General features: G+C 69.7%; 14 protein-coding genes. 5 read left to right on the top strand and 9 right to left on the bottom strand.

Annotated features, from left to right (window positions below; all coding sequences use genetic code 11):
• Positions 1–152 precede the first annotated feature (152 nt).
• From tsaE to AB0I77_RS28515, 4 genes are all read right to left on the bottom strand, one after another.
• Complete coding sequence (gene tsaE, locus AB0I77_RS28530; RefSeq protein ID WP_363285578.1) at positions 153–674, bottom strand: tRNA (adenosine(37)-N6)-threonylcarbamoyltransferase complex ATPase subunit type 1 TsaE; 522 nt, start codon at positions 672–674, stop codon at positions 153–155.
• A complete protein-coding gene (locus tag AB0I77_RS28525; RefSeq protein WP_363285577.1) occupies positions 640–1,881 on the bottom strand; it encodes an alpha/beta hydrolase in 1,242 nt (413 codons plus the stop codon). Before AB0I77_RS28525 ends, tsaE begins: the two co-directional genes overlap by 35 nt.
• An 87-nt stretch (positions 1,882–1,968) precedes the next feature.
• Positions 1,969–3,165, bottom strand: coding sequence for an alanine racemase (alr, locus tag AB0I77_RS28520; RefSeq protein ID WP_363285576.1), 1,197 nt, complete (start codon positions 3,163–3,165; stop codon positions 1,969–1,971).
• A 370-nt stretch (positions 3,166–3,535) separates the two neighbouring features.
• Positions 3,536–5,023, bottom strand: a complete 1,488-nt coding sequence (locus tag AB0I77_RS28515; protein WP_363285575.1) for an NAD(P)H-hydrate epimerase — start codon at positions 5,021–5,023, stop codon at positions 3,536–3,538.
• A gap of 146 nt (positions 5,024–5,169) precedes the next feature.
• On the opposite strand from AB0I77_RS28515, the gene AB0I77_RS28510 reads away from it, so the two are divergent.
• Complete coding sequence (locus AB0I77_RS28510) at positions 5,170–6,393, top strand: hypothetical protein (RefSeq protein ID WP_363285574.1); 1,224 nt, start codon at positions 5,170–5,172, stop codon at positions 6,391–6,393.
• A gap of 31 nt (positions 6,394–6,424) precedes the next feature.
• Here the strand turns inward: AB0I77_RS28510 and AB0I77_RS28505 are convergent, their stop codons facing one another.
• The 4 genes from AB0I77_RS28505 to AB0I77_RS28490 all read right to left on the bottom strand — a co-directional run bounded on the left by AB0I77_RS28505 (position 6,425) and on the right by AB0I77_RS28490 (position 8,709).
• Positions 6,425–6,796 carry a holo-ACP synthase gene (locus AB0I77_RS28505; protein ID WP_363285572.1) on the bottom strand — a complete coding sequence of 124 codons (372 nt, stop codon included), beginning with the start codon at positions 6,794–6,796 and terminating at the stop codon, positions 6,425–6,427.
• A gap of 9 nt (positions 6,797–6,805) precedes the next feature.
• Positions 6,806–7,261: a hypothetical protein gene (locus AB0I77_RS28500; protein ID WP_363285571.1), complete on the bottom strand. Its 456-nt coding sequence runs from the start codon at positions 7,259–7,261 to the stop codon at positions 6,806–6,808.
• Between the two features lie 3 nt (positions 7,262–7,264).
• Entirely contained in the window at positions 7,265–8,218 is a 954-nt protein-coding gene (locus AB0I77_RS28495; protein WP_363285570.1) for a hypothetical protein, read from the bottom strand.
• A gap of 80 nt (positions 8,219–8,298) precedes the next feature.
• Positions 8,299–8,709, bottom strand: a complete 411-nt coding sequence (locus AB0I77_RS28490) for an ATP-binding protein (protein ID WP_363285569.1) — start codon at positions 8,707–8,709, stop codon at positions 8,299–8,301.
• Between the two features lie 196 nt (positions 8,710–8,905).
• On the opposite strand from AB0I77_RS28490, the gene AB0I77_RS28485 reads away from it, so the two are divergent.
• Together AB0I77_RS28485 and AB0I77_RS28480 are read left to right on the top strand one after the other, a co-directional pair.
• A complete protein-coding gene (locus AB0I77_RS28485) occupies positions 8,906–9,742 on the top strand; it encodes a helix-turn-helix transcriptional regulator (RefSeq protein ID WP_363285568.1) in 837 nt (278 codons plus the stop codon).
• A gap of 8 nt (positions 9,743–9,750) precedes the next feature.
• Positions 9,751–9,963: a DUF397 domain-containing protein gene (locus AB0I77_RS28480; RefSeq protein WP_363285567.1), complete on the top strand. Its 213-nt coding sequence runs from the start codon at positions 9,751–9,753 to the stop codon at positions 9,961–9,963.
• On the opposite strand, the gene glmS is transcribed toward AB0I77_RS28480, so the two are convergent.
• A complete protein-coding gene (gene glmS / locus AB0I77_RS28475; protein WP_363285566.1) occupies positions 9,924–11,771 on the bottom strand; it encodes a glutamine--fructose-6-phosphate transaminase (isomerizing) in 1,848 nt (615 codons plus the stop codon). The genes AB0I77_RS28480 and glmS overlap by 40 nt on opposite strands.
• A 513-nt stretch (positions 11,772–12,284) precedes the next feature.
• On the opposite strand from glmS, the gene AB0I77_RS28470 reads away from it, so the two are divergent.
• Entirely contained in the window at positions 12,285–12,551 is a 267-nt protein-coding gene (locus tag AB0I77_RS28470) for a hypothetical protein (protein WP_363285565.1), read from the top strand.
• 557 nt (positions 12,552–13,108) lie between these two features.
• A complete protein-coding gene (locus tag AB0I77_RS28465) occupies positions 13,109–13,372 on the top strand; it encodes a hypothetical protein (protein ID WP_363285564.1) in 264 nt (87 codons plus the stop codon).
• Positions 13,373–13,512 lie beyond the last annotated feature (140 nt).

Here is a 13,512-nt window from a genome sequence, read left to right as displayed (position 1 = left end):
TCCTGAAGTTCGGGGGCGGGCGTAGTTAGGCACACCTAACTACGGACTGGATACCATGTGACCACGCCCAAGACGTCGAGCGCAACATCTTGCCGACGCCTTGTCGGAACGTTCATGATTCCCAGCGGACCTCAGCAATGCCCAGCGTCCGTTCACGCCGCCAGCACGCTCAGGTCCACCGCCGCCCACCGCTCCCCCAGCCCGGTCACCGTCACGTGCCGCACCTCGTCCGTCGTATCTCCGACAGCGCGGTGGATGACGACCTCCAGCCGGTCGTCGGTCAGCTCCTCGACCTTGCCCTCGCCCCACTCCACGACGATCACGGACTCGGGCAGCGAGACATCGAGGTCGAGGTCCTCCATCTCGTCCAGGCCGCCGCCCAGGCGGTACGCGTCGACGTGGACGAGCGGCGGACCGTCGCCGAGGGAGGGGTGTACGCGGGCGATCACGAAGGTCGGGGACGTGACCGCACCCCGGACCCCGAGCCCCGCACCCAGCCCGCGGGCCAGCGTGGTCTTGCCGGCGCCGAGCTCCCCGGTGAACATCACGAGGTCGCCCGCGCGCAGCAGCTTGGCGAGCCGACGCCCCAACTCCCCCATTTTTTCAGGGGAGTTGACGGTGATCTCCATGGCTGTCCGGTCAGCCGGGTTGTGCGGTGCTGCTGGTGCTTCCATAGCCACTTACGGTAGCGCCCGCGGGCACGGCACCCGCGCGGGTGAGCAGGTCGGCGAGCCGGTCGGTGACCACTTCCGGGTGTTCCAGGATCACCAGGTGCCCGGCGTCCGGCACCAGCACGAGCTCGGCGTCCGGCAGCAGGTCGGCGATGGCCTCGCTGTGCTCACTGGGCGTGACGAGGTCCTTGACCCCGGCCAGCACGAGCACCGGGATGTCCGCGAAGTGGGCGAGGGCCTCGGACTTGTCGTGGTCGTTGAACGCCGGGTAGTACTCGGCGACCACGTCGATCGGCGTGCCCTCGATCATCCGCTCGGCGAACCGGACGATGGCCGGGTCGACGTCCCGGGACGAGAAGGAGTACCGCTTGATGATCCCGGCGAACAGATCGGCGGTGGCCCGGCGTCCCTTCTCCACCAGGGCGGCCTGCTGCCCCAGCGCCTTCAGCACCCCCGGCAGCACCCGCCGTACGGCGTTGACGCCGGCCACGGGCAGCCCGAAGTTGACCTGGCCGAGCCCCCCGGACGACGTACCGACGAGGGCGGCGGCGACGACCCGGTCGCGGATCAGCTCGGGGTACTGGTCGGCGAGCGCCATGATCGTCATGCCGCCCATGGAGTGCCCGACCAGCACCATCGGCCCCTCGGGCACGGCGGCGTCGATGACGGCCTTCAGGTCACGGCCCAGCTGGTCGATGGTGACCGGCACGTCGTCCTGCGCCTGGGACACGCCCCGCCCGGACCGGCCGTGGCTGCGCTGGTCCCAGTGCACGGTCCGTACGACCCCGCGCAGGGCGGCCCGCTGGAAGTGCCAGGAGTCCTGGCTGAGGCAGTAGCCGTGGCTGAAGACGACGGTGACGGGGGCGGGGGCCTTGCGTCCGAAGAGCCGGCGCCGGCGGGGCGCCGATCCGCCCTCGGGCTCGACGTCGTCGACCTCGTAGTACAGCTCGGTGCCGTCGTCGGCGTACGCCTTTCCGGGCATGCCGCGCAAGGAGCCGTACGGACCGGTCGAGTCCAGTGCGAGCCGCGCCTTCCGCCGGATCCCGCGGCCGACGGTGAGCCGCTCTATGGCCACGCCCGCGGCCGCACCCGCGGCGACCACCCCTATGGCGGCGCCCGCGATGCCGGTCGCCCTGCGCCAGCCTCCGGCCGCCCCCGTGGCGGCGGAGGCGGCGACGGCCAGGGCGGCCTCCGCACTGCTCTCACTCACGTACCGCTCCTCTTCGCCGGACTGGTGGTTGCTGGGCTGGTTCGATGGGCTGATGGTCGGTGGGTCAGTGGGTCCCGCTGGTGCGGGTTACCCGTCCTGTCCCGCCCTCACCGAGACGTGTTCCTCATTCACATAGACGCGAGGAACACGCGTACCGATCCGGGTGACGATTTCGTACGCGATCGTCCCCGCGGCCTGCGCCCAGTCCTCGGCGGTGGGCTCACCACGGTCGCCGGGCCCGAACAGTACGGCCTCCGACCCGGTCGCGGGCTCGTCGCCCCCCAGATCGACGACGAACTGGTCCATCGCGACCCGCCCCGCGACCGTACGCCACTTGCCGTCGACCAGGACCGGGCCGGTCCCGGAGGCGTGCCGCGGGATGCCGTCCGCGTAGCCGACGGGCACGAGTCCCAGGGTCGTCTCCCCCGGCGTGACGTAATGATGCCCGTAACTGACGCCGTGGCCCCCCGGGACGTGCTTCACCAGTGCGATGGACGCCGACAGCGTCATCACCGGGCGCAGTCCGAAGTCGGCCGGGGAGCCGATCTCGGGGCTCGGCGAGATCCCGTACAGCGCGATCCCGGTCCGGACGAGGTCGAAGTGGGCTTCGGGGAGGGTGAGCGCGGCGGGCGAGTTGGCGATGTGCCGCACCTCGGGCCGCACGCCCTGACCTTCGGCGTACGCCGTCATCTCCCGGAAGAGGGCGAGCTGGGCGGCGATGGAGGGATGCCGGGGTTCGTCGGCGCAGGCGAAGTGCGACCACAGCCCGGTGATCCGGACCAGCCCCGCGCGCTCGGCACGCAGGGCCTCGCCCACCAGCTCGGCCCAGTCCTCGCCGGGCTGGCAGCCGCCCCGCCCGAGCCCGGTGTCGGCCTTGAGCTGCACGCGCGCGGGAACACGGGCACCGCGGGCCGCCTCAGTGACTTCCCTGAGGGCCCACATCCCGCCGACCGACACGTCGAGGTCGGCCTCGATCGCCTCCCGCCACGGTCCGCCCGGGGTCCACAGCCAGCACATGATCCTGACGTCACCCGTCAGCCCGGCCGCGCGCAGCGCCAGGGCCTCTTCCGGCGTGGCCGTACCGAGCCAGCCGGCCCCCGCCTCGACGGCCGCACGCGCACACGGCACCGCGCCGTGCCCGTACCCGTCGGACTTCACCACGGCCATGACAGCGGCACCCGCCGCGCGGGCACGCAGGCTCCGCACGTTGGCCCGCAGGGCGGCCAGATCGATCTCGGCGCGGGCACGCAGTGGCGCATACCGCATGGCTGGTGTCTCACTCATCGCGCCCCAGTGTCTCAGAGGGGTCCGACAGGCCCGGCGGACCCGGTCGCCGTTCTTCAGGACGCCCGCGATACGTCTGCTGATCATGCGAGCAGACAAACGCGGGGGAAGGGGTCTGAGGGGGCTGCCGCGCGGGAGGGTCACCCTTATCGACGAGCGACCGCCGCCTTCGGCCCGTCCGGCGCTTGAGCCCATTCCGGTTGACAAGCAGCTGCCCTTCCCAGCCCGTCCGGCGTTTGAGGACGAGGCCGTTCAGGCCGATAGCGGGGGTCTGGGGGCGCAGCCCCCAGGGACGGGACGGGTAGGGGCGGCGGGGGCGAAAACACCCGACGCCCACACCAACGCCGGCCCCTACTCAGCCCCGACCACATCAGCGCCGTACATCAACGCCCCCGCACACATCCCGCCAGGCCCCCGGAATCCCCTCCGCCACATCCTGCGCCCCCACCGGCGCCCCACCCGCCACAAACCTCCCCGCCAACCCATGCAAATACGCCCCCACACTCCCCGCATCCACCGCCGAAAGCCCCGCCGCCAGCAACGACCCCGCCAGCCCCGACAACACATCCCCACTCCCCGCCGTAGCGAGCCACCCAGTCCCCGTCGAGTTCACCCGCACCACCGCCCCACCACCCGAACCACCCGAACCACCTGAACCCCCCAAACCCCCCGCCCCGGCGACCAACGTCGTCGACCCCTTCAGCAGCACGGTCGCCCCATACCGCCCCGCCAACTCCCGCACGGCAGCCAGCCGAGCCCCCTCGACCTCCTCCCGCGCCACACCGAGCAACGCGGCGGCCTCCCCGGCGTGCGGGGTCATCAACGTCGGCGCCGTACGCCCCCGCACCACAGCCACATCCGCCAGCCGCAGCCCGTCCGCGTCGACCAGCACCGGCACGTCCGCCGCCAGCACCTCCGCCACGCTCGCCGCGTCCTCCCCCGCGCCCGGCCCGACGACCCACGCCTGCACCCGCCCGGCCTTGCGCGGACCCTTGTCCGATACGAGCGTCTCGGGAAAGCGCGCGATCACCGCATCCCCCGCCGGCCCCACGTACCGCACGGCCCCGGCCCCGCCCCGCAGCGCCCCCGCCACGGCGAGCACCGCCGCCCCCGGATACCGCGCGGACCCGGCGGCGATACCGACGACGCCCCTGCGGTACTTGTCGCTCTCGGCGGCCGGCACCGGCAGCAGCCGGGCCACATCGGCGTGCTGCAACGCCTCCAGCTCGGGCTCGTCCGGCAATTCCAGCCCGATGTCGACGAGCCGCACCGACCCGGCGTACTCCCGCGCCGGATCGATCAGCAGCCCCGGCTTGTGCGTTCCGAAGGTGACCGTCAGGTCGGCCCGCACGGCCACGCCGTTCACCGCGCCCGTGTCGACGTCGACCCCGCTCGGCAGATCGACGGCGACGACGGCGGCCCGGGACCGCTCCGCCGCAGCGGCCAACGCCACGGCGTCCGGCCGCAGTCCCCCCTTCCCGCCGATCCCGACGATGCCGTCGAGGACGAGATCGGCCCGCCCGATCAACTCCTCGGCGGCACCCGTCCCCGTGGCCCTTCCCCCCGCCCGCCGGAACGCCGCAAGCCCCCCGGCATGAGCCCGTTCGGGCGCGAGCAGCACCGCGGTCACCCCGGCACCGCGACGCGCCAGCCGGGCCCCGGCGTACAGGGCGTCCCCGCCGTTGTCCCCGCTGCCGACGAGCAGCACGACACGGCTGCCGTACACCCGCCCGAGCAAGTCCGCGCAGGCAGCGGCCAGTCCGGCCGCCGCCCGCTGCATCAACGCCCCGTCCGGAAGCCGCGCCATCAGCTCCCGCTCGGCCGTCCTTACCGTCTCCACGCTGTACGCAGTACGCATGCGGTCGAGTGTCTCGCGCCCCCGACCGTGTGCGCATTCCCGTCTTTGCTCTTGACGCTTTGCAGTGCCTTTGCCAAACTCGCCGCCCCGCACAGCCTGAATCGATTCAGTCGAATGGATTCGACGACAGGACGGACAGAGACCTCATGGGACGAAGAGCCGCACCCCCCGCACATGAGCCTGCACGCAAGTCCTCACGCAAGTCCTGGGGCAAAGCCGTAGCCGCAACGGCCCTCACCCTCCTCACCACAGCAGCCGCCCTGGCGGCACCCGCAACCGCCGCTCCCGCCGCCCCCGCCGCTCCGGCCCAGGCCGCAGCCGCCTGTGGCGAAGGCTCCTACCAGGCCGAAGCCGTGCTCAATGGCAGCACCTGGACCGCCCGCCGCGGCAGCAGCACCGTCTACACGGGCACCGACCTGCGCGCGGCCGTGCAGGCGGCGGTGAACAGTCTGACCGCCGGCCGGACCGCGAAGGAACGGGTCGTCGTCCGCGGCTCGGGCTCCATGTCCGCCGGCTCACGCATCTCACTGCCGAGCTACACGACCCTCGACGTCTGCGGCACCATCAACGTCACCGGCACCGGCAGCGGCGACCAGGCCCCGGTCTACTCCCGCGGCACCCGGGACGTCGAGGTCCAGCACCTGAACCTCACCGGCGCCCCGCTGTACGGCATCTTCATGCGCAACGTCCAGAACGTGGTCCTCGGCCAGATCGACATGCGCCTGTCGCGCGGCCTGGGCGTCCGCATCGACAACCGCGGCGACACCAGCCAGTGGACCCGGAACGTCCGCATCGACAACGTGTACGTCTCCGGCGCCTCCAGCCACGCGGTCGAGACGTACGGCGTCGACGGCATCACGATCGGCACCGTCACCGCCCGGAACGTGGGCGAGTCGGGGTTGCTGCTCAACCAGACCATCAACGCCACGGTCACCAAGGTCGACGCGGACGGAGCGGGCGCCGGCACCGGATACGCGGCCTTCCGCATGGCCAACCGCAACGGCCGTATCGGCAGCGGCTACGCCACCAACATCCGGGTCGGCGAGGTCATCGCGCGCGGCGGCGGCCGGGGCGTCTTCTGCGTCTCGGAGAGCGGCGGCGCGGTGATCGACCGGGTGAACCTCTCCAACACCGGCAACAACGCGATCCTGATCGAGAACTGCTACAACGTGAACATCGCCGCCCAGAGCGGCACGGTCACGGGCGGCGGCGAGATCCGGCTGGCCGCGCGCTCGGAGTTCCCGAACAACTCGGACATCACCATCCAGAACCTGACGGTGACCAACTCCGCGATCAGGGAAAGCCCCTGCGGCACGAACACCACGTTCCGCAACAACAAGCTGGTGAACAGCAGCCAGTCCATCTGCTGACGGCGGCTCGGGGATTCGGCCTCGGCGGGCTTCACCCTTCCGCGATCACGACCGCCGAGGCCACCCCCGCGTCATGGCTCAGCGACACGTGCCACGACTTCACCCCGATGTCCGCCGCCCGTGCCGCCACGGTCCCCGTCACCCGCAACCGGGGCTGCCCGCTGTCCTCGACGTAGACCTCGGCGTCCGTCCACAGCAGGCCGCCCGGGGCACCGAGCGCCTTGGCGAGAGCCTCCTTGGCAGCGAACCGCACGGCCAGGGAGGCCACACCGCGCCGCTCCCCACTGGGCAGCAGCAACTCACTCTCCAGAAACAGCCGTTCGACCATCCCGGGCGTACGCTCCAGCGCCGCCGCGAACCGCTCGATCTCGGCGACGTCGATCCCGACCCCGATGATGCTCATCCGAGCACTCTACGATCCGTCGGCCGACCGTGGGCTCGTCTCCTTGGTGACCAGATCGGCCTGGCGTGTCGCTGTGAGGGCCCGATCCAGGAAGCGGGTCAGCAGCTCCGCGTCCGGGCACAGGTTGACGCCCCGGTAGAGCTCCTTGGAGTACTCGACACCGCGCGTGTCCAGAACACGCAGTACCGCCGCCGCCCAGGCCGAGAGATACCCGGCGGCGAAGCCTGCAGCCCACTGCGCGGGTTCGTCCCGCTCCCCCACCGCGTCGGCGCGCACCCGCGCCACGTCCTCGACGCGAAGAACTCCGTCCTGCCTGAGTCCCTCCAGCCCGAACAGGAAGTCACCGGCCACCCTGTCCTCGGGGATGCCCAACTCAAGGCATGTGGTCGAGAACCGGTAGAGATCGAACAACTCCGGCGGCTCGTCCGGTGGCCTGCCTTGCTGGTCGTCTTGCTGGTCGGCCAACGCTCAGGCCCGTTCCGGACTGGTCCCCGGAATCTCCGGGTCCTCGACGAACAGGTCCTCGGCCCGCTCGACCGTGCGGGAACGCTCCAGCCAGGCGTCCATGCGGTCGAGATCGGTGCAGGCGGTGATGCGCTCGCGCACAGTGTCCGACACGGGGATGCCGCGCACCTCCAGCACGAACAGGATCCCCTTGGCCTCGCCTTTGGCCTCGCCCTCTGCCTTGCCCTCTGCCTTGCCCTCTGCCTTGCCCTCCAGGTACGCCGTCTCGCGGACCGTCCCCCGGCCGGGGAAGTAGCTGACGAACGACATGATCTCCCTCAATTTCTCTCCGGCTGGGGTGCTACCCAGGTTGATTTCCAGGAACTCGAAGAAGTACCCGGCGGTCTCGGGATCCGATTCCTGGAGTTCCTGAAGGGCGGTTGTGATTGCCTTCAGTATGGCCTCACAGTCGGGGCTGCGGGCGTGCGCCAGGGCCGAAAGCACGCCCAGTGCGAGGTTCTTCGCCGCGGTCCTGGCATCGGTGATCACCGGCAGGTTGTCCGGCCCGGCGACCAGCGGATACGTCCGCAGAGCCGTCCAGCCGCGCGTGCCACAGTCGAAGGGGCCGGCCGCCCACTTGGCCGTGGCGCTGTCCTGACAGACCACAAGAAGCAGCACGGGCAGCCGGTACTTCGCCTGAAGGTAGGCGACGTAATACGTCCAACTCGCCTCCTTGCCCGGCACCTTGCCCGACTGCGACTCGATGGCGAGCAGGAAGTCCTCGCCGTCGGACGGGCCGATGCGCAGCACGGTGTCCACGCGCCGCTCCAACGGCCGGGCCTCCGTCACGTCCGTGGTGACGGCGTCCACGGTCGCCTTCGCGGATAACGGGACACCCAGCACCCCGAACACGGGAGCCAGGATCTCGGGCCGCTCCTGGAAGATCCGGTGCATGCCCTCGTGAGCTGATGTGACCATGTGCGCAACCTATGTGGAGGGAAGGGACGATTGTCCGGGTGATCGGGAGACGTTCACCCTTTCGAGGGGCGGCAAAACGTTCACCCAGCCGAGGTCAGCTCGCACCACACGTATTTGCCCCGGTTGCCACCCCTGGCCAGCGGATGCCACCCCCACAGATCGGCACCCGCCCGCACCAACGCCAGCCCCCGCCCCTCCTCCGACTCGGCGACCTGGTCCCACGCCCTCGGCGGTTCGGGCGGCTCGGGATCGGCATCCCACGCCCCGAGCCGCAGCACCCCGGCCGACCAGGACACACGTAGGGCGGCGGGGCCTTTGGTATGGCGTACGGCGTTGGAGACCAACTCGGTCGCCAGCAACTCGGCGACATCGACCAGGCGGATCAGGCCGTGCATCGTGAGGATCAGGCGGAGGGTGCGTCGACTGACGGTGACAGCTCGGGGGTCGTTCGGGATGTAGAGGGAGTACTCCCAGGGTTCGTTTTCGGGCATGCGTGAACTCCGTTCGGTTGGTTGGGGGTGCGGCAGGCGGGCGGTGTCTCTGCCGCAGCCGTCATGGCAGGACGGAGCGGTGCACTTCCGGTAACCCGGCAATCCGCAGCGTGTGCGTCGCGTCACTGACGGTAGGGGTAGTGTGTAACCCAGAGCAAGCCGATCGCGTAATCCGCCCCCGAACGAGGAGCAATCGATGGTCCAGAGGCGCGAACCAACCGCACGCCAGAGGCGCCTGGGGATCGAACTGCGCAGGCTCCGCGAGGCGGCAGGACTCACCCACGTCGAGGCAGCAGCGCTACTCGGGGCGAATCGCGTCCAGATGAGCCACATCGAAACCGGACTCGTGGGCGTGAGCGAAGAACGAGTACGCCGCCTCGCATCCCACTTCGCCTGCACAGACGGGGAGTTCATCGACGCCCTGGTCACCATGGCCACCGACCGGACACGCGGCTGGTGGGAGGAGTACCGGGGCCGGCTGCCCACGTCGTTCCTGGACATCTCCGAACTGAACCACCACGCCTCGTTCCGGAACGATGTTGCGATCCTGTACGTCCCGGGCCTGCTACAGACGGAGGACTACGCCCGCGCCGTCTTCTCCGGAAGGGTGCCCGAACTCACCCATGATGAGCTGGAGTTGCGCGTCCGCCACCGAATGGCGTGCCAGGACATCACCATCCCGTACGAGCTGGTGATTCACGAGTCGGCCCTACGCATCAGAGTCAGCGACCGCGCCGCCTCCCGGGCCCAACTCACCAAGCTCATCGACCTTTCCGAGGCGGACAACATCACCGTCCGCGTGATCCCCTTCGACCTGGACGGCTTCGCCAGAGCCGCCAGCACCATGACCTATGTGGGCGGCCCCGTACCCAAACTGGACACGGTGGTGCGTGATGTACCCCATGGCTCAGCCTTCATCGACTCCGAAGCACAGCTCAGCGCCTTTCGAACTCGTTTCCGTACAGTGGAGGCTGTATCCCTCGACCCTGAACGGTCGCGTGACTTCATCAACCGGCTGGCGAAGGAGCTGTGAGGCACCCCATGGGCAACTGGCGGAAGTCGTCCTACTCAGGCCCCGACGATGGCAACGAGTGTGTGGAGATCGCGAACTCCCCCACTCACATAGCCATCCGCGACTCCAAGGCCCCGGTCAGGGCAACCCTCACCTTCCCCACCAGCGCCTTCACCCCCTTCATCAACGCCCTGAAAACACCTCACTCCACCGTCACCGACTTCGCCAGGTTCCGAGGCTGATCCACCTCGTTCCCCCGAGCCGTGGCCAACTCACAAGCGAACACCTGCAACGGCACCGTAGCCACCAACGGCTGAAGCAACGTCGGCGTGGCCGGAATCCGGATCAGGTGATCGGCATACGGCACCACCGCCTCGTCCCCCTCCTCCGCGATGACGATGGTCCGCGCCCCCCGGGCCCGGATTTCCTGAATGTTGGAGACGATCTTGTCGTGAAGGACGGACCGCCCCCGAGGCGAAGGCACAACCACCACCACCGGCAGGTCGTCCTCGATCAAAGCGATCGGCCCGTGCTTCAACTCCCCCGCCGCGAAGCCCTCGGCGTGCATATACGCCAGCTCCTTCAGCTTCAGCGCACCCTCCAGCGCCACCGGATACCCCACATGCCGCCCCAGGAACAGCACGGTGTTCTTCCCCGCCAGCGACCGCGCCAGCGCCCGCACCGGCTCCATCGTCTCCAGCACGCGCTCGACCGCACCGGAGATGTGCGAGAGGTCCCGGATCACGGCGGAGATCTCGTCACCCCACTTGGTGCCCCGCAGCTGGCCCAGATACAGGGCGACCAGATAGCAGGCGACCAACTGCGTCAGGAAGGCCTTCGTCGAGGCGACCGCGACCTCCGGCCCGGCGTGTGTGTACAGCACCGCGTCCGACTCGCGCGAGATCGTCGAGCCGTTGGTGTTGCAGATCGCCAGCACCTTGGAACCCTGATCGCGGGCATGCCGTAGGGCCATCAGCGTGTCCATGGTCTCGCCGGACTGGGAGATCGCGATCACCAAGGACCGCGCCCCCAGAATGGGATCCCGGTACCGGAACTCGCTGGCCAGCTCGACCTCGCACGGAATGCGCGTCCAGTGCTCGATCGCGTACTTGGCGATCATCCCGGCATGGAAAGCCGTACCGCACGCCACGACGACGACCTTGTCGATCTCCCGCAGCTCCCCCGGAGGGATCCGCACCTCGTCCAGGCTCAGCGAACCGGACGCGTCGATCCGTCCCAGCAACGTATCGGCGACCGCCTTGGGCTGCTCGGCGATCTCCTTGAGCATGAAGTAGTCATAACCCCCCTTTTGCGCGGCCGACGCGTCCCAGTCGACGTGGTACGACCGGACATCCGCCGGCCGGCCGTCGAAGCCGGTCACCGTCACCCCGTCCCGGCGCAGCTCCACCACCTGGTCCTGACCCAGCTCGATCGCCGACCGCGTGTGGGCGATGAACGCGGTGACGTCCGAGGCGAGAAAGGTCTCGCCTTCTCCAACGCCCACCACGAGCGGCGAGTTCCGGCGCGCGCCGACCACCACATCCGGCTCGTCGGCATGCACCGCGACCAGCGTGAACGCGCCCTCCAGCCGTCGGCACACCAGCCGCATCGCCTCCGCCAGGTCAGCGCACCCGGAGAACTCCTCGGCCAGCAGATGCGCCACGACCTCGGTGTCGGTCTCGGAGGCCAACTCGTGCCCGCGCTCCTCCAGCTCGGCCCGCAACACCGCGAAGTTCTCGATGATCCCGTTGTGGACGACGGCGACGCGCCCCGCGTTGTCGAGATGCGGATGCGCGTTCGCATCCGTGGGTCCACCGTGCGTGGCCCACCGGGTGTGCCCGATGCCGTTGGTCCCCGTCGGCAGCGGCCGTTCGACCAGTTCCTTCTCCAGGTTGACCAGCTTCCCGGCCTTCTTCGCCCCGGCCAGCCCCCCGTCCGCGAGCACGGCGACCCCCGCCGAGTCGTACCCCCGGTACTCCAGCCGCTTCAGCCCGGCCATCACGACATCGAGCGCCGACTGCGCCCCCACGTATCCCACGATTCCGCACATGATCGGCAGCCTAAGCGCCGGAACCCGCTCGAACATGGCACTCCATGCCCGAATTCGGAAATCGCGGCGGGGTCGAATACAGGCCGCCTTCAAGACCCGCGCATCGCCGGCGAAGGCCGCCGGCCTCGCCCACGGCACCGCCCAGCTGCGATGGACACGACGTTCTCAACCTCCCTTATGGATCCTCTCGCAGACGTCTTGGCGGCGCGCCTGCCCGGGCGAGGCCGGGAGGGGTCCCGGTCGAGGCGGGGTTCAATGCCGGCCATGATGCGTAGAACGTCATCCACCGCCACCATGGCCATTGTTGTCGCTGTCGTGTTCGCCGCTCTCACCTCGTGTTCCTCGGATTCTTCGGACGGGTCGCCCGCCGAGGGTCGGCCCAGTGGGTCCGCCTCCGGAGCACCGGCGTCGGATCCCAGGCCGACTCCCACGCAGACGGCCCCGCCGTCGCCCTCGCCGACAGGGCCGTGTGCTGACGGGACGTGTGAGATCGAGGTCGCCGTGGGGGACGTCGTGACAGTGCCGGAAAAGTACGGCCTCGGGCCGATCGAGGTGACGGCGATCACCGGCAGCGAGGTCGAGATGGCCGCGCCGCTGACGGGGTCGGGCTACAGCGTTTCGGGCTGTTCCGGTGGTGGCGGCGTGTCCTCGGAGGGCGGCGGCGGCGTCAGCCTCAGCTGCGGCGAGGGACCCGCCGCGACCATCAACGACGCCATGAGCCTGAAGGTCGTCGAGATCCACGACACCGCCGCCGTCCTCCGTATCGAACCCGCAGGGTGACGTACGGCTCGGCCCGTTGGGCAGGGCTCCCTCGCGGTTCCGTACGAGGGTGCCGGTCAAGAGCTGGACAGCGCCGCCCTTGCGGGCCCTGGACGCCTGGCCCGTGCGCGAGAGATCCAAGGGCAAGTCACTGAGACGACTCCTCCACCGTGGATGGCGAGTACATGACCGCTACCGGCCGGGCTTCCCTGTCGAAGTCGATGACGATCGTTCTGGCACGTCGTAATCCCGCGTCACTCGCATGCGACCTCGCATCAGCCAAGGCAGCCCTGTACCAACTCGTAAACGCGCTAAGGGACTCCCGGACCTACCGCAGTGGCACGCGGGCTGACGAAGCTCGCCGCCAAGCGAAGGAAGTCGCGCGCCAATTGCGCCACATCAGCCGCCGCCTCTACACGGGACCGTGCGGGCCGGCCCGACGGCACAAACGGCTTGGCAGATACGTCAGTGTCCATGACCGCGATGCTCTCGATGATGGCGGCCTCAGGAGCGTCGCCAGGGAACTCGCCCACATCGTCAGGGTGTTAGGGAGGCTCGGCCCCGGGTCAGGCGCCTCCATGGTGGTGCGCGACAGCTCAGGGGAGAACACCGCATCCCGCATGGGTGAAATCGGCCAGTCGCTGGCAGCCGTACTCGCCACGGTTGTTCTCGACTTGACCGCTGCCGACCTCACTGGCCTCGGACCCGGCCGGCCACCTGGGGTCAATGCGATCTGGTCATCCGGCACTGTCTGGCCCTCCGGCATCGTTGACCGGATACGCACCTCGTCTCGGGAGGTCGGCCCCGGCGTCTTCCTGGTGCGGCCTCTGGATTGGGCGTAAAGCGGACGGACGGCTTCGACCTGTCTCCAGCAGGAGCGGCTTCCGGGCGGAAGCGATCGTGGTGCCGAAGTGACACCACTGCCCCGGTGCAGACCCGAACAGGCCCTGCACCGGGGCAGCACCGCGCAGTGGGCGGCAGG

It is taken from the genome of Streptomyces sp. NPDC050619 (genome assembly GCF_040654815.1).
Taxonomy (GTDB): domain Bacteria; phylum Actinomycetota; class Actinomycetes; order Streptomycetales; family Streptomycetaceae; genus Streptomyces.
Note: the sequence above shows the minus strand (reverse complement) of the source record. Positions and strands in the feature narration are given on the sequence as shown.

Excerpts from the sequence above, each read along its gene's own strand:
- AB0I77_RS28480 (WP_363285567.1), top strand. The coding sequence starts at position 9,751 with ATGGGCAACTGGCGGAAGTCGTCCTACTCAGGCCCCGACGATGGCAAC.
- AB0I77_RS28465 (WP_363285564.1), top strand. The coding sequence starts at position 13,109 with ATGGTGGTGCGCGACAGCTCAGGGGAGAACACCGCATCCCGCATGGGT.
- AB0I77_RS28505 (WP_363285572.1), bottom strand. The coding sequence starts at position 6,796 with ATGAGCATCATCGGGGTCGGGATCGACGTCGCCGAGATCGAGCGGTTC.
- AB0I77_RS28510 (WP_363285574.1), top strand. The coding sequence starts at position 5,170 with ATGGGACGAAGAGCCGCACCCCCCGCACATGAGCCTGCACGCAAGTCC.
- alr (WP_363285576.1), bottom strand. The coding sequence starts at position 3,165 with ATGAGTGAGACACCAGCCATGCGGTATGCGCCACTGCGTGCCCGCGCC.
- tsaE (WP_363285578.1), bottom strand. The coding sequence starts at position 674 with ATGGAAGCACCAGCAGCACCGCACAACCCGGCTGACCGGACAGCCATG.
- AB0I77_RS28485 (WP_363285568.1), top strand. The coding sequence starts at position 8,906 with ATGGTCCAGAGGCGCGAACCAACCGCACGCCAGAGGCGCCTGGGGATC.
- AB0I77_RS28515 (WP_363285575.1), bottom strand. The coding sequence starts at position 5,023 with ATGCGTACTGCGTACAGCGTGGAGACGGTAAGGACGGCCGAGCGGGAG.
- glmS (WP_363285566.1), bottom strand. The coding sequence starts at position 11,771 with ATGTGCGGAATCGTGGGATACGTGGGGGCGCAGTCGGCGCTCGATGTC.
- AB0I77_RS28495 (WP_363285570.1), bottom strand. The coding sequence starts at position 8,218 with ATGGTCACATCAGCTCACGAGGGCATGCACCGGATCTTCCAGGAGCGG.
- AB0I77_RS28490 (WP_363285569.1), bottom strand. The coding sequence starts at position 8,709 with ATGCCCGAAAACGAACCCTGGGAGTACTCCCTCTACATCCCGAACGAC.